Below are 20039 nucleotides of genomic sequence, written 5' to 3'. Positions count from 1 at the left end.
GTCTACTTCGAACTTACCAACATTTGGCACTTCCTTCATAGCTGTACCATTGTCAAATANTGGAGTTGAATCAGCTGGGAATGGAACTGAGTCATGGCCTGGAGTGAAGGTCACTTTACCTTCTTGGACNTGNCCTTGNAGNCCTTCTGTCTTATCACCTGNACCAGTTGGNGTTACTTTCGTAAACTCTGGACTNTANGTCGCAGTGACTGGAGTGCCNTTCTTATCAACACGTTTGACTGTNACTGGTTCTGGTGTACCAACGAACTGCTTGTCTGGTGTGAAGGTCACAGTTCCATTTGATGCAATCGTGTAAGTTCCTTCACCTGGAATCACTTTTTCAGTTGATCCATCTTCAAATGTCGCTGCCACAGTTTCATCGATTGGAACCAGTGGGTCGCCACCTTGGAAGCTTGGAGTTCCTGTTTGTGGAACACCCTGAGGACCCGTGCTAGTTGCGTTAGTGCTGGTTGGAACTACTTCTTTCACCACCGCTTGGTACTTGACNGTAACAGGAGTTCCGTTGGCATCCACACGAGTCAATTCAAGTTCTGGTGTTTCNCCNTTGAANTGNTTATCNGGNGTGAANGTCACCTTNCCNTCTGCATCCACTTCGAANTTACCAACATTTGGNACTTCTTTCACAGTTGTACCNTTGTCAAATAGTGGAGTTGAATCAGCTGGGAATGGAACTGAGTCATGNCCTGGNGTGAAGGTCACTTTACCTTCTTGGACTTGACCTTGAAGTCCTTCTGTCTTATCACCTGAACCAGTCGGAGTTACTTTCTCAACAACTGGGGTATAGGTCGTTACAGCCGACTCTCCATTTTTATCCACCACTCCAACTCGAACTGGAGTTGCCGGACCATAGAAGGTTTTCAGTGGAGTAAAGACAATTGTTTTATTTACAAGATCTAAATCGTACGTCCCTTGGTCGGCAATGGTTAGCGAAGTTACCTTTTGCCCATTCTCATCATAAAGAAAAACACTACTTTGGACTAGTTCGACGGATTTCTTTGCTCCATTAATGGTTGTTGTCCCTTTTGTAAAGTGGACCTCGCTCTCGCTTGCTCTATCCTCATCAAAGTGAATCGTTGCTAGCTGCTTCTGCCCTTGAAGGCCTTTAGATCTCGCTTCGCTTGCTGAAGGGACAACTGGAAGTGGAACATAATACACCACCCGATACCAGGTAAATTCTTTTTCCAACTCTTCATCTCTAGGATCATCCGCGGTCAATAAATATTCATCGAGAGCTCCTTCTCCCGACATTGTGTTTGCATCAATATCCTCTCTTGGATAATAGCCAGGGATTTCAGGAGAAATCACTTGAGACCAAGTTTGGTCTGCAGACCAGGCTGAGTATGTCACACCAGCTGTCGCATCATTTGGTTGCCGTTTCGCCAAAACCTGGTCAATTCTCTTGGTTCGAGTAAACGAATGAGTCTCAACATGTTTTGGAGGAAGGAGTGATAAATCAGAATGGTTTGTTTTTTTGAGATATTCAAAGTCAATCTCGCGAGTTCCACGAACAGTTTCGGTTAGTTCTGTGATCTTGTGTCTAAACTGAAACTTGAATTGTCTTGGACTAGCCGAGTCACCAAAGGTATGATCTGTAAAATCGTTACTGATCAGTTCATATCCTGCATCTTCCAATTCCTTAATTCGACGAGCAGGATCATAAGAAATTGGTCCATTAGGTTTGCCTACAACTGTGTCTACCTGTCCTAGTTGTACTTCCTTAGACGGATCGTTTACATCCACAAAGGTGAAACTTGCAGATGACAGTTTGGTGGACATTTGGATTGAAACATTATTGGACTCAGTGTACTTGGAACTACCATTTGCCAATGCCGAAGAAAGATAAGCTGTAGCACCTGGGGCAGTATCTTGCCCGATAACTGCTCCATCGATAGGAAACTGAACACTACTTCCAGCAGCAACCGGAGCAGTCGAATGCCAACGAACTGCACGAATCTCTGACCAATCCGACACTTGGTCTGCTGTGAGCCATTGTGAAGCATTAATTTCTGCAGCAGTACCCGCAGTACGACTATATTGAACTTCCCAGCCTGAAGGTGGAGTTAGAGCTTTTGTCAAACTCACTGTAAATTCAGAACCACGATTTCTGGATTCTAGCTGTTTATCACCTTTCATCGGCAAGGATGATAAAACATAGACATCTGAAACAAGCTGTTTCGCTGCGTTTTTATAGGTCACTCTGAAATCAATCTCATCACCAGGATAATGTTCTTGAGTATTATAGGCAAAGTGTTGATCTGTGGCCCTTTTCACTTCAGAGTAGACACCGCTCGCTTCCGACGCCTGTACGACCACATTGAAGTCATGAGAGGTCGAATTTTTCGAAGTAACGGTAATACCATCCAATTCACCTAGATCATAACCATTTTGAGCTTGAACATCTGGAAGTTCTTCGTCCCAGAAAGCAATTGCTTTATAGGTATAGGTCCCATTCGGAATCGTCTTGTTTTCCAACTTCAAAAGCGTTGGGGGCATAGGGGAGTCTGGGGTTCCCTTCACTTGGGCATAGTAGAGAGTTTTCCCAGTATCTTTGTAATTATAATAGACCTTAAAATTAAGGTTTCCACTAAAGTTTAATTGTGGATCAGCCAAATAGGCTAAATGGTAAACTCCCGTCAAGTTTGCGAAGTTCTGAGTAGGGGTGTCTTTACCCGCAGTCCTTGTGATAAAATCTTCCTTAAAACCAGAAGCATCTGTATGTCGGTTGAAAACATCTGTCCGACGACGTCCAACCATCGAAATTTGCTGGATAACACGCGTCAATTCGGCTGAAGCCGTTTGAGAGAAGGAAACAGTGTTGCTAGTATTCTTAAAAGTGAAATCCGTTCTAGAATCCAACTTACTAATCGTCGAATCTTTATAGAGACTTTCCCAATTATTAAAACGTGTTTTGGTCTGGAAAAAAAATGCCGAAGTATCATTTGTCGAGGACTTCCTCATCTTGATATTTTTAAACTTGTACTCCAGTTCCTTCACATCTTGCTCTTCCGTCAATCGTAGACTACGGGTGTTACTATTAAAAGTCCCTAACAACTCACCTGTAGCTTTATTGTATACTTCTACGGATGCATCCGGTGAGGAGAAAAATTCATTCCAATAACGATCCTCAATCGCATTGACTTCCCGATAAGACTCTCGTGGGTCCTGTATTTTATGAGTGACAGTATAGTCATTGATAAGATAATCTTTTTCAACCTCTGCGACTGATGAAAGTCGAACATTAGAACGGTATTCTGTTTCACCATAAGAACGAATTATCTCCGAGTCAGACTGATTATAGTGTCTAAATTCAAAGAGAGAAGACTCTGGCTGGTCTGTTTTTTGAACCATGAGAGTATAAGGCAAAACGACCGTATTTTGATAGCTAGTCCCATCTGCTTTTGTATAGATACCCGTCACAGTTAGGTTTTGCGCTTTTCTATTAATATCTGCTACTTTGGCATTCTTTAACTTGAAAGAAATTGGAATGAGCTTGTTTTTATTGTTGTTAATATCTTGAAGCGGATTATTTGCTCTATTAATGGTCAGATGGTAACCCGTCGCATCGGCAGTCCATCCTAGAGCTTTAGCTTCATCTGTCAATTCATAACCTTCTTTTAACTCTATATTATAGGTATAAGAAGTGACAGGATCAATGATATGCCCTCCGACATCACTAATACCCATACCATTGATCATACGACCATCAAAGACACCATTTCCATAGTTGAAGTAATCATTTCTTGCCGTATTATTCTTAGGATCTTTCGCACCATTAAATAGATAGTAGGATACAACCGACGAATCATCGTCAACGATACCATCATTATTTCGATCGTAGCCAATAACCTGATTGTTAGACATTGGTGTCAGACCACCCACCCCGTTTTCTAAGACTTTCCATGTGTGTTCAATACTTCCAAGTTCTTTGAGGACATTGCCATTTTTATCATAGAGCTTAGCAGTTGCGGTCACCTTGTGGTCTGGTCCAATGGCTTGGACAGCACCTCCCCAGTTCTGAGTCAAAGGATCTATCTGAAAAGTATAGACGAAGTTATAGTTTGCCCCACCTCTCAGATTTGTAGGTTCTATCTTTAAATCAAGGTCCCCATTCGTTTTTTCTTGGCTGAACTTTACACCACCAACTGGAGAAGGGGTCAATTTAATAGCCTTCCCATTTTGGAAATGAATTTTGATATACCCACCAGAATAGTCTGCTTCGTGTCCAGTAATACTAAAGGTCAAGGATTCACGAACACTATCTACCGCATGGATATCCTTGATTGGCGAATGAGTTTTAAATTCTGCATTGACTTCATCTAACGATCTCTTGCGTCTTGAAGAAGTTTTCCCACTAGAACTGCCTTCTTCCTTGTTTTTCTGCTCAGTTTGAGTTGATTCTAGAGATTGCTTTTTCTCCTCATCTAAAGAGGGCTGACTTTCCTCCTTCGCATTGTCAACTTGAGAAACTGGTTGGCTCTGAGCAACTGGTGCAGATACTTCTGTTTTGGACGGTTCAGTTTTATCCTTCTGGTCCTTAACTGCTTCGTTCTGTGTTACCTCTTTTTGAGGTTCAGAAATGACTTCCTGTCCATTCTCAGCACTTTTTTCCTTCTGTTGAATTTCCGCCTGCGTTTGTTGTTCCTTATTGTTGACTTGAGCTTCATCTGCTTGCACTGGTGAAGTAGCCATCACCATAAAGGTTCCTAGCAATACCGAACAGGTCCCAACACTTAACTTTCTAATCGAAAAGCGGGAAAAAGATTGATTAAAAAATTTTTTCTTCATCATTTCTCCTTTATATTCATACTTAATCTAACATAACAGCTTTATCATTATAACTTATAGTAAATAGAATTTCCAATAGAATGTTCATTTCTACAGAAATTTCTTTATAACTCCATTTGCATAAAAAAGGAAGCTGTAAAACCAGCTTCCTTCTGTTATTTTCATTCAATTTTCACTCTTATTCCACACTGAAAAGATATGGGTATACAGGTTGTTGACCTTGGTGGATTTCGACTTCAACATCTTCAAATTCTTCTGCGATTTCTTGGGCAATTTCATTGGCAAGTTCTTCACTTCCGTCTTCACCGACATAGAAAGTCACGATTTCACTGTCTTCGTCCAACATATGTTTCAAAGTTTCAGTCAGGGTTTGGTGCATGTCAGGGTTTGACACGAGGATTTTCCCATCTACCATACCAAGATTGTCATTTTCATGAATTGCTAATCCATCGATAGTTGTATCACGAACGGCTGTTGTTACACTACCGCTGATGACATCACCAAGGGCTGCAGTCATACGTTCTTTGTTTTCTTCGATTGATTTGCTTGGATCAAAGGCAAGAAGACTGGTCAACCCTTGAGGAATTGTACGTGCTTCTACAACAACAGCAGGTTGTTCAAGCACTTCAGCCGCAGACTGAGCTGCCATAAAGATATTTTTGTTGTTTGGCAAGAAGATGATGTTGCGAGCATTGACCTGTTCAACAGCCTTGATAAAGTCTTCTGTTGAAGGGTTCATCGTCTGACCACCTTCGATAACATAATCCACACCTTGAGCACGGAAGATATCTGCTAAACCTTGACCAGCTACTACTGCGATAAGGGCATACTCTTTTGTTTCAGCAGGCTTGTTTCCTTGGGTCGCTTCTTTTTCAACTTGCGCCTCGTGTTGGTTACGCATGTTGTCCACTTTTACCTTGATCAAGCTACCATATTTAAGACCTTCTTGCATGACAAGACCTGGATCTTCTGTATGGACGTGAACTTTGACGATCTCATCATCGTTGACAACAAGTAGAGAGTCGCCTAAGTCATTCAAGTAGTTACGGAATTCATCGTAGTTAAAGTCCTTAGAATAAGTTGGACCTTGTTTGAGGGCTACCATGATCTCCGTACAGTAACCGAAGGTAATATCTTCAGTTGCCACATGCCCTGCTACAGACTTGTGGTGCTCTGCATTGATCATTTCACTCATGTTGGCAGGAGTCGCTACAAAGTCTTCAGAAGCACTGTATTCACCAGTAAGAGCTGAAAGGAATCCTTCGTAGATGAAGACCAAACCTTGACCACCTGAGTCTACCACACCAACTTCCTTAAGGACTGGAAGCATTTCTGGTGTCTTAGCCAAAGCTGCTTTCGCACCTTCCAAGGCTGCACGCATGACCTCAACAGCATCATCTGTTTGCTCCGCTTTTTTCTTGGCCCCAATGGCTGCACCACGTGATACAGTCAAAATGGTTCCTTCGACTGGTTTCATAACTGCTTTATAAGCTACTTCGACACCGGATTGGAAGGCAAGAGCCAAGTCTTGACCTGTTAATTCATCTTTTTCCTTGATAGCCTGAGAGAAGCCACGGAAGAGCTGAGATGTGATAACCCCTGAGTTCCCACGCGCACCCATCAAGAGCCCTTTGGCAAGAATGCTCGCTACTTCTCCAACTGTAGAAGCAGGCTTATCTGCTACTTCTTTGGCACCATTTTCGATGGTCATTCCCATGTTTGTCCCAGTATCTCCATCTGGAACTGGAAAGACGTTCAATGAATTGACATATTCTGCTTGCTTATTCAAACGAGTTGATGCAGCCTGCACCATCTCTTGGAATAAACTGGTAGTAATTTTTGACACGATTATTCTCCTACAACTTTGATATTTTGAATGTAGACATTCACAGTCTGAGCAGTAATTCCTAGTTGATTTTCTAAACTAAAACGAACACGCTCTTGAATGTTTTTTGACACTTCGCTTATCTTTACTCCGTAGCTCAATACGGTATAAACATCAACTGCAATGCTACCATCTTCGGCTGCTTTTATAACAACACCCTTAGAATAATTTTCCTTACCAAGAAGGGCTTGGAAATTGTCTTTGAGGGCATTTTTACTAGCCATACCGACCACACCAAAAATCTCAGTTGCGGCACCACCTACTACGGTTGCAATCACTTCATCTGTCAGTTCGATTTGACCATCTTTTGTATTAATTTTTACAGTCATTTTTTTTACCTCAACTAGTTGATACTCTATTTTATCATATTTCAGCCCAAGTGTAAAAGCAGAATGCTGTATCGGCGGATATTTGCTCTATTTTTCAAATGGTTTTATCCTTAGAGCAAAAGAAAAAGACCTAAGCGGTCTTTTCATTTTTATTAAACGCGTTCAACTTTACCTGATTTCAAAGCACGAGCTGAAGCCCAAACTTTTTTAGGTTTACCATCGATAAGAACAGTAACTTTTTGAAGGTTTGGTTTTACGGCACGTTTTGTTTGGTTCATCGCGTGTGAACGGTTGTTTCCTGATACAGTCTTACGACCTGTAAAGTAACATACTTTAGCCATTGTGTTTTCCTCCTATTAGATCTAATATAGCGGATGTGCTAGCACCACATACCGTACTATGTTATCACACTTTCTCTATTTTGGCAAGGAAATTAGGAGACTTTTTTTATTTAACGTAAACAACTCCAAGTTTACCAAAAGCGACTTCCCCACGGATAATCAAGGTTTTGTTTGTTGGCGCTACAGGAGCATCTGCCTTAGCTGCACCAAAGGAGGTTTCTACTTTCAAATCGACACGCCAGTGTTGTGGAACATAGACAGTTGCATTCCCGAAAGCCACTTCAATATTTAAAGTCGCAAAATCACCTAACATCTCTGCATTGTCATAGTAGATTTTAGCATCCCCAAAAGCGACCTCCACTTGGTCATCTACGAGATCTTGATCTTGCTTATAGAAGGTCCCGCTACCAAAAGCGACTTCCTTATCCGTGACGACTGTTTTTTTCCCATCGTACCACCATTTTTTTTCATTCCAGAACTTACTTGAATGCGTCAGATAACCAACACCTAGCACTGCTAATATACTAGCCCAAAACAAAGACTGGTTTGGAATAGGAAAAATGTTATAAAAATGATTCGCAATCATTAAGGCTACTAGAGCGGTAAAAACTGCTGATGTTAGATGACGACGAAGCAAAGCTTCAACTGATTGGTAAGCAAAAAAGGCGATACCAATCAAAGGCCATATTTTACCATCCAAAGAAGGAATGCCAAAATTCCCTTGCAGCAAGATCCAAGCTGCTAAAACCAGTAAAACAATACCAAATGCTTTCTTTTTCATGTCTGTTACCTCATGTTTCTTAGATTTTCTTTTAGGAGGGATTGGTAATGCCGTGAGACATGAACCTCCTTGTGCGTCTGATAAAAGGAAATGGTGCCCGTTCCTGAAAAGGACTTGTCCACTGAGTAAATCTGACGGATGTTTGCGATCGTTGACTTGGACACTCGACTAAAATAGCGAGGCAGGATGGACTCCAACTCATAGAGCTTGAGGCGAACTTCATAGGCTTCCTTCTGGTTATGAGCGTAGATCTTGCTTCCTTCTGTTTCAAAGAAGAGAATTTCTGACAGGTCTAAATAATATTCACCTGTCCCCTTGTAAAAAGTCAACCTCGGAGCCTTTGACTCTTGCAAAAGTCGTTGCAATTCTGCAATTTCATCTGTCAAAGTGGGGGTCTTGATGACAATTTCAGTCTCCTCTAAATTGCCGTCAATCTCAATTCGTAACTTCATCACATCTCCTTTCTGACTCTACTATATCAAAGCTAAGTTAGGAATACAAGGGCAAAAAAGCAAGTGGTCAATTTGAAGCAGTAAGTGGTTGTAGGACTAGCTTAACTTACATGTCAGAATAGGAAGAAAAGGAATCCCCACATGAGACCACAAGCATAGCCAGCGATGACATCCTTGGGATAATGAACTCCCCCTAAAACCCTCACCAAGCCCAGCAAAGCTGAAAAGAGCAAGCATGCTATGCCAACAGGTAGACTAGCATGCAGACAGGCCATGGAGATGATAGTTGCCGAAAAGACATGGCGACTGGGCATCGACTGTCCCGAGCTATCTTTTTCAAGCAGGGGACAGATGTCCCAAGTTTCATAAGGTCGCGGGTGGTTGATTTTCTTACGAAAAAGAGACAAAATCACAAAACCTGTAGCGGGGACAAGCAAATAGACCACAACTTGCTTCCCAAGTCCTAGCTGCAGGTAAGTGGTGACTAGTAAGGTCAGATAGACCATGGGCATGGCGACTGTCATCAACCGATTGAAACTGCGTAATAGGAATAAAAGGGTTGGATAACTAGTGAGTCTGGAGCTGATATTTCGATACCATTCTTGATAATTTTTCATTTATGTTTCTCATTCATTACTTTTTTGCCTACAGGTGAGACGTTTGTCTTCTAGTATAGTGTAGAAAAAGAAGGCCGTCAAGCCTTCTTTTGATTTATTCTTCTGCTTCGTCTTCTGTAAATTGACTATTGTACAAGTCAGCGTAGAAGCCACCTTGCGCCATCAACTCCTCATGGTTGCCTTGTTCAATGATATTGCCATCTTTCATGACAAGAATCAAGTCGGCATTACGAATAGTTGACAAGCGGTGGGCGATGACAAAGGAAGTTCGACCCTCCATCAAATGGTCCATGGCTTTTTGAATCAACTCCTCCGTACGTGTGTCGACTGAAGATGTCGCTTCATCCAAAATCAAGAGTGGTGCATCCTTGAGAAGCGCACGAGCAATGGTCAAGAGTTGTTTTTGCCCAACAGACAAGGTCACAGTGTCATCCAAAACAGTATCGTAGCCATCTGGCAAGGTCATGATAAAGTGGTGGATTCCCACAGCTTTGCTGGCTTCCATCATTCGTTCATCACTGATGTCTGTCTGATTATAGATCAGGTTCTCTCGAATCGTTCCTTCAAAAAGCCAAGTGTCCTGCAAGACCATTGAGAAGGCATCGTGTACTTCTGAGCGTTTCATGTCCTTAGTATCCACGCCATCGATGCGAATACTTCCCTTATCTAGCTCATAGAACTTCATCAAAAGATTGACAATGGTTGTCTTACCAGCTCCAGTCGGTCCAACGATTGCGACCTTTTGACCTGCATGAGCTGTCGCAGAAAAGTCATGGATGATGGTGCGCTCTGGTGTATAGCCAAAGGACACGTGATCAAAGACTACTTCCCCTTTCATGTTGCTCAATTGTCTTTCCTTATGAGATTCATCTTGCATCTCTGCTTCAGCTAGAAATTCCAATACACGTGTCATGGCTGCACTCGCTTGTTGCAAGCTCGTAATCCCTTGGGCAATCTGTGACAGAGGTTGGGAGAAGGTCCGTACGTAAACCATAAAGGCTACAATAATCCCTATTGTGATATGCCCTTCTAACGCCAGCGCAGCTCCAACGATGATGACTAATACATAACTAAAGTTCCCAACAAAAATCATGGCTGGCATCATAATACCAGAGATAAATTGAGATTTCCAGATACTGTCATGCAAGTATTGGTTTAAACCAGCAAATCTCGCTTTGGAGGTATCTACTGCGTTGTAGCTGGTCACTACATTGTGTCCAGAGTACATCTCTTCCACATAACCATTGACGGCTGCTAGATTATTTTGTTGAGCTTTAAAATAACCCTGTGACTTGGCCATGATTACGGAAACCGCTGCAAAACCAACAAGGGTTGATACAACGGTTACCAATGCTAAAATCCAGTTCATCCCAAACATGGTCACCAAGACAGCAATCAACAAGAAACTAGCTGAAAGAACTGTCCCTAGACTTTGGTTGAGAGATTGTGCTGCTGTATCCACATCATTGGTCACGCGCGAAAGGGTATCTCCTTGTGAATGACGGTCAAAATAGCCAAGTGGCAAACGATTAATCTTTTCAGCGATAGCCGTCCGCATGCGTTTTGAAAAATGTTGGATACTCGTTGAAAAGATATAGGCCTGTGTATAGTTAAGGATGGCGCCAAATACATAGAGAATCACTAAAAAGCTAGCAATGTTTGACACAGATACCAAGTCGATTTCTGCAGCCAAACCATCTGAAATCAAATTTGTAATTTCCTTAATCTTAGTTGGACCATAAACGGTAATGATGCTTGAAATGACTGCAGCCACAACTGCTATTAGGAGAGGGAGTTGGAGGCCTGCCATATAAGGTTTGCACTGTTTCCAGACCGAAACTTTTTTATTTTCCATGTTCCAATTCCTCCTTCGATAGTTGTGAGTAGGCAATTTCTTGGTAGACTTCGTTGGTAGCTAGAAGTTCCTTGTGGGTGCCTTGTCCCACGACTTTACCTTGATCCAAAACTAAGATCAGGTCGGCGTCCATAATGGTAGAAATCCGTTGCGCTACGATGAGCTTGGTCATGGATTTTGTTTTCTCAGCTAGCTCTTGGCGAAGGACACGATCTGTCTTGTAGTCCAAGGCTGAGAAAGAGTCATCAAAGATGAGAATCTCTGGTTTACGAGCCAAGGCACGCGCAATGGCCAAACGCTGTCTTTGACCTCCTGAGAAGTTGGTTCCACCTTGGGCTACTTCTGATGCAAGACCCGCTTCCTTGTCCTCGATAAATGCTTTAGACTGGGCCAATTCAAGAGCTTGCCACATAGCAGGTTCGCTGAGAGGAGTTTCTTTGCTCTTACCAAAGTCCAAGTTCCCCTTGACATCTCCAGAAAAAAGTACAGCTTTTTGTGGAATATAGCCGACCTTATTGCGCAAATCTTCCAAATTGTAATCTTGTACATTGACACCATCCACTAGAATTTCTCCATCTGAAACGTCGTAAAAACGAGGCAAGAGGTTGACTAGCGTGGACTTACCTGATCCAGTCGATCCAATGAAGGCCACGGTTTGACCAGCTTCAGCTTTGAAAGTGACATGTTCCACGACTGCTTCAGAGTTTTTAGAGTAGCGGAAAGTCACATCACGGAATTCCACTTGTCCTTGAACTGAAGGATTCGCTGTCTGTGCATGACTAGGATTTTCAATAGAAGAATGCAGATCCAATACTTGATTGATACGTCCTGCCGAAACCAAGGTACGAGGAAGAACGATAAAGAGTGCTCCCATGAGAAGGAAGCCCATCACGACCTGCATAGCATAGGACATGAAGACCACCATATCACTAAAGAGTGGCAGACGTTCTGCCAAACTTGCATCGTTGATGATATAGGCACCAATCCAGTAAATGGCTAAACTCAATCCACTGGAAATCGCCATCATGATCGGGTTCATAATCGCCATCAATCGATTGACAAAGAGATTGAGACGTGTTACCTCATCGTTGGCTGCTCCAAATTTCTTATCTTGGTAATCTTCCGCATTGTATGCGCGAACAACTCGAATCCCAGTCAAACTTTCACGAGTGATGCTATTGAGTTTATCTGTCAATTTTTGGATGACCGATTGTTTTGGAAAGGCCAGAGTCATAAGAACAGTGGTCATCAAGACATTCACAATAACAGCCACAACGACCGCCCAGAGCCAGTATTCCGATTTCCCAAGGATTTTTCCAATGGCCCAGATAGCCATAATCGGCCCACGAGTAACCACTTGCAAGCCCATGGTAAAGAGCATCTGTACCTGGGTAATATCATTGGTCGTCCGAGTCAAAAGACTTGGGATTGAAAAGCGCTTGATCTCTGTCTGTGAAAAATCTAAAACGCGATGAAATACGTCTCTACGTAGATGGGTTGTATAGGAGGCTGCAACACGAGCAGCAAAGAAACCCACCATAACAGATGAAAAGAAAGCCAATAAAGACAAACCAATCATCTTCGCAGCTGGTGACCAGAGTTCACCCAACTGAGTTCCAGACGTTCCCAGTAATTCTGTAATTTGCGAAATGTAAGTCGGTACCTCTAACTCGAGATAGACCGAAAAACAAGTGAAAAGAATCGTAAGGACTATCATTCCCCACTCTTTTCCTGTAATACGTTTAGCGAGTTTCTTCATTCTCTCCTCCTATCTTCTCAACATTTTCTTGCAACTGACCGAGAACCTTTTCAAAGATTGCCAAGTCTGACTTTGAAACCCCCTCTAGCAGACTCTGATCGATCCGATCAAAAAAAGCCTTAACTTTTTGCATCTGCGAACGCGATTTCTCCGTCAGGCGAACAAATTTTGCCCGCTTATCGCTCGGGCTGGCCTCTAGCTCAACCAAACCATTTTGCACCATACGCTTGACTAGATTACTCGCCACAGATTTGGTAATATTGAGTTCCTGCTCGATATCCTTAATCAAGACCAGTTCCTCTTTTTGTTCACAATGATCTAAAAAACGCAAAACCTGCCCTTGCGGTCCACCCATAAATTCAATGCCACATCGCTTGGCTTCTTTCTGTACCATCAGATGAACCTGATGCCCAAAACGTTTGAACATTAACATCGGCTTGTCCATGATTGCTCCTTTCTTACGATAAATATAGTTCTCACAAGAACTATTTAAGTTTCCATGAGAACTATTTTATCATTTTCAGAGGAGATGTCAAGAAAAAAAGTTTCCAAGAGAACTATCTTGGTTTAAATTGACATTAGGCAATATTTTTTCTATAATAAGCACTAACTACTGTGGATAGAAATCCATTCACTCGATGAAGGGAGAAAGCTTTCAAATGAAACCAGAAGAACAAAGAGTTTTAGGAATCTTGGCAACCATTTTTGGAGCCATCGCACTTTTAGGGTCCTGGATCCCATTTATTAACTATCTATCGTTTTTCATCGCCATTGTTGCCTTTATCTTGGGGATTATCGGCCTTATCGTCAACCTCAAAAAACGGAAAACAATGGCCATTATCGGAACATCCCTTGCAGTTGCTTCAGTTGTACTTTTCTTTACGACCCAAGTACTGTACGCTAATGTCTACAAAGAGTTTATCAGGGAGTTTAACCGTTCCTATAGAGAAGCTAGCTCCTCAATGGAACGCGACTTGACAGATGATACCATTGATTCACTCCCTGAAGAGGAGGAAGAAGACGATAACTTCTCCTGGACCCAAGAACAGTTCGACGCCTTAATCAAAGGTGATCTTGACAACAAAGGAAAAGGTGGCACCAACTACAAGGATATTATCAAAAAACACGGACTGCCAGACTCCGAGTTTGACTCCACTATTGGGGGCTACAGTACGAGAAAAGTTACCTATATCTCCATTGGTGACAAAATTAAGACGGTTACCCTAACTTTTGCAAAAGATGACAATGGGCAACTCTTGCTGGTCCAAAAACATGCAGTCGGTCTAGGAAAAAGCAAGCAACAAAACGATTCTGAAAGCAGAGTCTAAGCTCCAATATAAAAAGCGAACAGCTAATAGGTCTGTTCGCTTTTTATATTAGAATCCATCCACATTGGTATAGATCTTTTGTACATCTTCGTCGTCTTCAAGGACGCTGTAAAGTTTTTCAAAAGTTTCAAGGTCATCGCCTGACAATTCCACTTCTGACTGAGGAATCATCTCAAGTTCTGTCACTTGGAATTCTTCAATGCCTGACTCACGAAGGGCAACGATAGCCTTGTGAAGGTCAGTTGGAGCTGTGTAAACAGTGATTGTTCCATCTTCTGCTTCGACATCATCCACATCCACATCAGCTTCAAGCAAGAGTTCAAAGATAACATCCGCATCTTCACCAGCAAATACGATCACACCCTTGTTGTCAAAGAGGTAAGAAACTGAACCAGAAGCACCCATGTTTCCACCGTTCTTACCAAAGGCTGCACGGACATTGGCCGCGGTACGGTTGACGTTTGACGTCAAGGTGTCAACGATCAGCATAGAACCATTTGGTCCAAATCCTTCGTAACGTCCTTCTGTAAAGGTTTCGTCTGTGTTTCCTTTTGCTTTATCAATCGCTTTATCGATAACGTGTTTTGGCACTTGGGCTTGTTTAGCACGGTCGATAACGAATTTCAAAGCAGTGTTTGATTCTGGATCCGGATCACCTTTTTTAGCTGCTACATAGATTTCTACACCAAATTTTGCATATACTTTAGAGTTAGCTCCATCTTTAGCCGTTTTCTTGGCTACGATATTGGCCCATTTACGTCCCATTAGGAATCTCCTTTTTTCACATTTTAATCTTTCTTATTATAACACAAGTTTTTTCGATTTTCACTAGAGGAAATAGATTTTATTCAGTAAATCAAGCTATGATGGCACTTTTGTTGCCAAGATGGCCTTGCCTTCTTTTATCAGGGGATGGCGGAAAAGTGAAAAGTACAGTTGGGTAGTCATGGCAACCCAGATAAGGGGTTCGCAAAGGATAACTCCCCTATAGCCTGCCCAAGGGATAATCAAGACCACAAAAACGATTTTCCCGATTAGTTCTATAAAGCTGGAAACTAGAGGAAGGACTTTCTGCCCCAATCCCTGCAAGCAATTCCGATAAATCAGCAAAAGGCTCAAAATCGGATAAAAGACTGAACTGATTTGCAGGTAGAGGCTACCATTTTCTACCAAGTAGGTATCTGTCGAACTGGCCAAGAAAGAAACCAAACTAGGACTGGCAAAAAAGAGGAAGATACAAACAAAACCTGCCCAGGACATGCTCAGGCGACTCCCAATACCAAGTCCTTGAACAATGCGGTCTGGTCGCTTGGCCCCGAGATTTTGAGAGGCAAAGGTCGTCATAGCAGAAGAAATAGCAGTCATCGGAAGGAGAGCAAAGGCCATAATCCGTCGAGCTGCTGTTTGTGCACTTATAATTACTGCTCCAAAAGTATTGACAGAAGACTGTAAAATCACGCTACCAATGGACACAATCGAACTCATCAGACCCATAGCCAAACCTTGCTCCAAGAGATCCGCATACAAGGCCTTGTTCCATTTAAAATGCTTGAGTTGAGGAAGCAGTTCTGGAACACTCTTACGGATATAGAAAAAGCAAAGAACCGCTGACAAGCCTTGTGAAATAATAGTAGCAAGCCCCGCAGATTGAACTCCCAGATGCAGTTGCGTAATAAAATACAAATCCAGAACCACATTGACCAAGGCAGAAAAAATCAGGAATCCAAGGGCTGCTAGACTGTCACCAATAGACCGCAACAAGCCTGCAAAAAGATTATAGGCAAAGCTGACACTGACACAAGTCACAATCATAGAAATATATTGATAGGATTGAGGAAGGATTTCTGCCGGGGTATCTAAATATTGCAGGAGTGGATACAGACCGACAAAGCCCATCAGCATGACCACAATGCTCAAAAGAGCACCTAAAATCCAAGTTGCTGCTACTGCTTCTTTAATTTTAGTGAAATTACGAGCCCCATAATAGCGGGCAATGACAATCCCCATGCCATTTCCAACACCAAGCGTAAAGCCTATAATCAAGTCAAAAATGGCAGTTGTCGCCCCTACTGCTGCCAAGGAATCTTGACCAAGAAAACGCCCAACAATCAAGACGTCAGCAGTGTTATAGAGCTGTTGAAAAATATTTGACAGCAAGATTGGAAAGGCAAAGCTTAACAGCGCAGGAAGAATAGGACCATGTATCAAGTCCACGGATCGTTTCTTATTCATAAAGCTATTATATCAGCTTTCTAAAGGAGCGACAAGGCTCTGTCACTAAGTTTGCAATCAATTGCTTACAGAGATACAATTTGCTATAATCAAGAAAAGGAGGTCACTTATGAGTTTGACCAGTCAATTAATTACCGATGTATTTCCTGACCTGGATAAGGTTGAAAAGCTAAACAAGGAAGCATTCCCCGAGGAAGAACGAGTTCCTCTGTCAGAATTTTTACGCTATCAAGACCGAGAAGACGCCCACTTTTTCGCCTTCTATAACCAGGAAGAGTTTGTTGGATTTGCTTTTGCCATCTCCAATCCAAAGGCCTTCTATATCAGTTTTTTTGCCATCATGCCCCACTTGAGAAGCCACGGATATGGAAAAGAAATCATCGAAAAGCTGACTGATTTTTACCAGCGAACCATGTTATTGGAAGTCGAGCGATTGGACGAAGAATGCGATAACTTGGAGCAGAGAAAGGCCCGCATGGATTTCTATCGCCAAAATGGTTTCAAAACAGCCAACGCTTTTCTAGAGTACGATGGTTTGAGTTTTGAAATTCTCTACCGTGGCGACCATTTTGACGAAGAGGCCTATCGCGATATCTTCCAAAAGTTACAGAATGAACATTATTTCGACTTTCATATAGAGTATCGTCGTTTTAGTGACCATTAAACAAGATTTATCCATCTGGTGAAGAACCTCTCTTTTTCGATAGAAGCTACATATAAAAATGCATGTAATCTACGATTACATGCATTTTTTATTTTCAACTGATCAGAATAAACTTTTATTCTCTCTATGGCTTAAGCTTCTGCATTGCCTTCTGGAAGAAGGAAGTAGAGAACAGCATAAGCTAAGATTCCAGAACCACCAAGTAGAGTGAAGATGATCCAAAGTGCACGAACAAGTGTGTGGTCCATGTTAAAGTAGTCAGCGATACCAGCACAAACACCAGCAATCTTTTTGTCTTGTACGTTACGAACAAGGCGTTTTTCCATTATAGTAGTCTCCTTTTTATAGAATGTTTTAATTTTATCATCAAATTAAAAAAATTGCAACAGTTTTTTTAATTTTTTTGATTAAATACTCTTTTATTACGCTTCTGAAGCTTATGGAGACTTAATAATTAAACATAAAAAGCAGAGAAAGACTTCTCCGCTTTTATTTTTAATCTTCAATTTCGATTTCAAGTCCGTCGCCTAGGTCAAGCGTTACTTCTTGGTTAGGTGCTAAATCTTCAGCAACAGAGGTAGGAGTTGTCCCTTCTTCATCTTCAATCAAACCATATTGAACACGGACTTGGTGGTCAATGGCATCAAAGATTTCTGGGTGATCCGCCAAGTATTTCTTAGCATTTTCAGATCCTTGTCCGATTTTTTCACCCTTGTAAGAGTACCAAGCTCCTGCTTTTTGGATGATATCAAGGTCACTTGCAATCTTCAAGAGCTCACCAGTCTTAGAAATCCCTTCTCCGTACATGATTTCAACAAAGGCTTCTTTAAACGGTGGAGCCACCTTATTTTTAACAACCTTAATCTTGGTTTCCTTACCGACATTGGTGTCTTTTTGGTCACCAGTTCCCTTGATTTGTGTGCTTCCACGAACATCCAAACGGACTGAAGCGTAGAATTTCAAAGCACGTCCACCAGGTGTTGTTTCTGGATTTCCAAACATTACTCCAACTTTTTCACGCAATTGGTTGATAAAGATGGCAATTGTTTTGGTTTTATTGATAGAAGCTCCGAGTTTACGCATAGCCTGGCTCATCATACGAGCTTGCAAACCAACGTGGCTGTCTCCAATATCCCCATCAATTTCTGCACGAGGTACAAGGGCCGCAACCGAGTCGATAACGACAAGGTCAACTGCACCTGAGTCAATCAATTTTCCAGCAATTTCAAGACCTTGTTCACCTGAGTCTGGTTGTGACAAGAGCAATTCGTCAATGTTCACACCAAGGGCTGCAGCATAGGCTGGGTCAAGAGCATGTTCCGCATCGATAAAGGCTGCAATACCACCTTCTTTCTGTGCTTGCGCAACTGCGTGAAGGGCAACCGTTGTCTTACCAGATGATTCTGGTCCATAGATTTCGATGATACGCCCTTTAGGATAACCACCTGAACCAAGGGCAATGTCCAGAGCCAATGAGCCTGAGCTCATCACTTGAACTTTTTGCTCCGCGCGCTCACCCAAACGCATGATTGAGCCTTTACCAAAGTCTTTCTCAATCAATTTAAGAGCATCGTTCAATGCTTTTTCACGGTCTGCTCCAAATTTTTTTCCAATTTCATCTAATTTTTTCGTTGGTTTTTTCGCCATTTTGTTCTCCTATATTCTACTAGTCCTTAGACCTATCTTTCATTATACCAAAATTTAGTCACTTAATAAAGCCTTGCGAACTAGGTTAAAGGCATGCATGACCGCAATATGTCGAACATCAGCTCGACTCCGTCCTGCGATATTGGCCTTGATCACCTCTGTCCCTTTTGCATGTGCCAGTCCAATAAAAACTGTACCAGCTGGATGCCCCTCTAGGCTATCTGGCCCTGCCACACCCGTCAAACTAATTCCGTAGTCAGACTGAGTCTTGATCCGTGCCTGCTCTGCCATTTTTCGAGCCGTAAACTCAGAAACGACCCCGTGCTCTTTTAGCTCTTGCTCGGAAATATCCAACATCTTGGACTTTTCTTCTAGGCTGTAAGTGACAAAACCGCCATTAAAGATTGCTGAAACGCCCGAAAAGTCTGCTAATGTCGCTTGAAAGAGACCTGCCGTCAAGCTTTCTGCCGCAGTAATGCTTTTCTGTCTCTTCTTTAGCTCTTCTACAACGACACTTGCGAGGCTGGTTTCTTCCCCATATCCATAACAGATGTCTCGTAAAGAAATTCCCTCAAAAGTATGGTGACCCAAGATTTGACTTTCTAGGATGTCCAGTGCTTGATCAGCCTTTTCTTGACTAACTGCTTTTGTAGACAAGCGCAAGGTAACTTCTCCTGTTTTGGCATACGGCGCCAAAGTCGGATCGGTTTGATGGTCAATCAAATCCGCCAAAATGGTCACCAACTGACTCTCCCCAATTCCAAAGAAACGGAGCACTCGAGAGTATAACTTGGTACCAGTCATTAACTTAGGTAAGAGTTGATTTAAGACCATAGGTTTCAATTCACTAGGTGGTCCCGGGAGGACCACGTAGGTCACGCCATCCACTTCCGACACCCCTCCTACTGCTAAACCTGTCTCATTTGGCAGTGGAGTTGCCCCTTCCACAATTTGGGCTTGGCGCTCATTATTCGGTGTCCGAGCATAGTCAGGTCTATGAGCAAAAAAGATATCCAGTTTCTCTTGCGCTTGAGGGTCAAACACTAGATCTTTTCCTAAAAATTTTGCCAGGGTTTGTTTGGTCAAATCATCCTCAGTTGGTCCCAAGCCCCCTGTCAAAATCACAAGATTACTACGTTGGCTCGCAATTTCAAGCAAGGACAAAAGACGAGCTTCATTGTCTCCAACAGCTGTTTGGAAGTAGACATCTACCCCGATTTCGGCTAGTTTCTCTGATAAAAACTGAGCATTGGTATTGACAATCTGCCCTGTTAAAATTTCTGTTCCAACAGCAATAATTTCTGCTTTCATGTTTCCTCCTACTTATCTATTCGAATTTTTTT

At 42.3% G+C, this 20039-nt stretch carries 17 protein-coding genes; 2 read left to right on the top strand and 15 right to left on the bottom strand.

What is annotated here, in order from left to right:
* From D8844_RS08180 to D8844_RS08135, 10 genes are all read right to left on the bottom strand, one after another.
* Window positions 1-4809 (bottom strand): YSIRK-type signal peptide-containing protein (locus tag D8844_RS08180; RefSeq protein ID WP_125423293.1); only part of this gene is annotated, 4809 nt, incomplete at its 3' end.
* Between the two features lie 175 nt (window positions 4810-4984).
* Complete coding sequence (gene fakA, locus D8844_RS08175; protein WP_125423291.1) at window positions 4985-6652, bottom strand: fatty acid kinase ATP-binding subunit FakA; 1668 nt, start codon at window positions 6650-6652, stop codon at window positions 4985-4987.
* Between the two features lie 2 nt (window positions 6653-6654).
* Window positions 6655-7020, bottom strand: coding sequence for an Asp23/Gls24 family envelope stress response protein (locus D8844_RS08170; RefSeq protein ID WP_000216434.1), 366 nt, complete (start codon window positions 7018-7020; stop codon window positions 6655-6657).
* A gap of 152 nt (window positions 7021-7172) precedes the next feature.
* A complete protein-coding gene (rpmB, locus tag D8844_RS08165) occupies window positions 7173-7361 on the bottom strand; it encodes a 50S ribosomal protein L28 (protein ID WP_001140948.1) in 189 nt (62 codons plus the stop codon).
* A gap of 106 nt (window positions 7362-7467) precedes the next feature.
* On the bottom strand, window positions 7468-8142 hold the full coding sequence (locus D8844_RS08160) for a LiaF transmembrane domain-containing protein (RefSeq protein WP_084856593.1): 675 nt from the start codon (window positions 8140-8142) through the stop codon (window positions 7468-7470).
* Between the two features lie 5 nt (window positions 8143-8147).
* Entirely contained in the window at window positions 8148-8594 is a 447-nt protein-coding gene (locus tag D8844_RS08155; RefSeq protein WP_125423288.1) for a LytTR family DNA-binding domain-containing protein, read from the bottom strand.
* Window positions 8595-8707: 113 nt separating this feature from the next.
* The gene (locus D8844_RS08150; RefSeq protein ID WP_125423286.1) at window positions 8708-9211 is read right to left on the bottom strand and encodes a phosphatase PAP2 family protein; all 504 of its coding nucleotides are present in this window, start codon (window positions 9209-9211) and stop codon (window positions 8708-8710) included.
* A 94-nt stretch (window positions 9212-9305) separates the two neighbouring features.
* Window positions 9306-11066 carry an ABC transporter ATP-binding protein gene (locus D8844_RS08145; RefSeq protein WP_125423284.1) on the bottom strand — a complete coding sequence of 587 codons (1761 nt, stop codon included), beginning with the start codon at window positions 11064-11066 and terminating at the stop codon, window positions 9306-9308.
* Window positions 11056-12825: an ABC transporter ATP-binding protein gene (locus D8844_RS08140; protein WP_125423281.1), complete on the bottom strand. Its 1770-nt coding sequence runs from the start codon at window positions 12823-12825 to the stop codon at window positions 11056-11058. Before D8844_RS08140 ends, D8844_RS08145 begins: the two co-directional genes overlap by 11 nt.
* Window positions 12809-13270, bottom strand: coding sequence for a MarR family winged helix-turn-helix transcriptional regulator (locus D8844_RS08135; protein WP_000360526.1), 462 nt, complete (start codon window positions 13268-13270; stop codon window positions 12809-12811). The genes D8844_RS08140 and D8844_RS08135 overlap by 17 nt, the downstream gene beginning before the upstream one ends.
* 193 nt (window positions 13271-13463) lie before the next feature.
* On the opposite strand from D8844_RS08135, the gene D8844_RS08130 reads away from it, so the two are divergent.
* Window positions 13464-14153, top strand: coding sequence for a CD20-like domain-containing protein (locus D8844_RS08130; protein WP_125423278.1), 690 nt, complete (start codon window positions 13464-13466; stop codon window positions 14151-14153).
* 48 nt (window positions 14154-14201) lie between these two features.
* Here the strand turns inward: D8844_RS08130 and D8844_RS08125 are convergent, their stop codons facing one another.
* Both D8844_RS08125 and D8844_RS08120 read right to left on the bottom strand, forming a co-directional pair.
* The gene (locus tag D8844_RS08125; protein WP_125423276.1) at window positions 14202-14918 is read right to left on the bottom strand and encodes a YebC/PmpR family DNA-binding transcriptional regulator; all 717 of its coding nucleotides are present in this window, start codon (window positions 14916-14918) and stop codon (window positions 14202-14204) included.
* 96 nt (window positions 14919-15014) lie between these two features.
* Window positions 15015-16385 (bottom strand): MATE family efflux transporter, encoded by a 1371-nt coding sequence (locus D8844_RS08120; protein ID WP_125423273.1) that lies wholly within the window; start codon window positions 16383-16385, stop codon window positions 15015-15017.
* A gap of 109 nt (window positions 16386-16494) precedes the next feature.
* Between D8844_RS08120 and D8844_RS08115 the strand changes: the two genes are divergently transcribed.
* Window positions 16495-17049 carry a GNAT family N-acetyltransferase gene (locus D8844_RS08115; RefSeq protein ID WP_042902933.1) on the top strand — a complete coding sequence of 185 codons (555 nt, stop codon included), beginning with the start codon at window positions 16495-16497 and terminating at the stop codon, window positions 17047-17049.
* A gap of 131 nt (window positions 17050-17180) precedes the next feature.
* Here the strand turns inward: D8844_RS08115 and D8844_RS08110 are convergent, their stop codons facing one another.
* From D8844_RS08110 to D8844_RS08100, 3 genes are all read right to left on the bottom strand, one after another.
* Window positions 17181-17375, bottom strand: a complete 195-nt coding sequence (locus D8844_RS08110; protein WP_049520829.1) for a PspC domain-containing protein — start codon at window positions 17373-17375, stop codon at window positions 17181-17183.
* Window positions 17376-17544: 169 nt separating this feature from the next.
* Window positions 17545-18696, bottom strand: coding sequence for a recombinase RecA (gene recA, locus D8844_RS08105; RefSeq protein ID WP_001085517.1), 1152 nt, complete (start codon window positions 18694-18696; stop codon window positions 17545-17547).
* Between the two features lie 54 nt (window positions 18697-18750).
* Window positions 18751-20007: a competence/damage-inducible protein A gene (locus tag D8844_RS08100; RefSeq protein WP_125423270.1), complete on the bottom strand. Its 1257-nt coding sequence runs from the start codon at window positions 20005-20007 to the stop codon at window positions 18751-18753.
* Window positions 20008-20039 lie beyond the last annotated feature (32 nt).

Origin of the sequence: Streptococcus oralis (assembly GCF_003942875.1) — a bacterium.
Classification (GTDB): Bacteria; Bacillota; Bacilli; order Lactobacillales; family Streptococcaceae; genus Streptococcus; species Streptococcus oralis_BX.
Note: the sequence above shows the minus strand (reverse complement) of the source record. Positions and strands in the feature narration are given on the sequence as shown.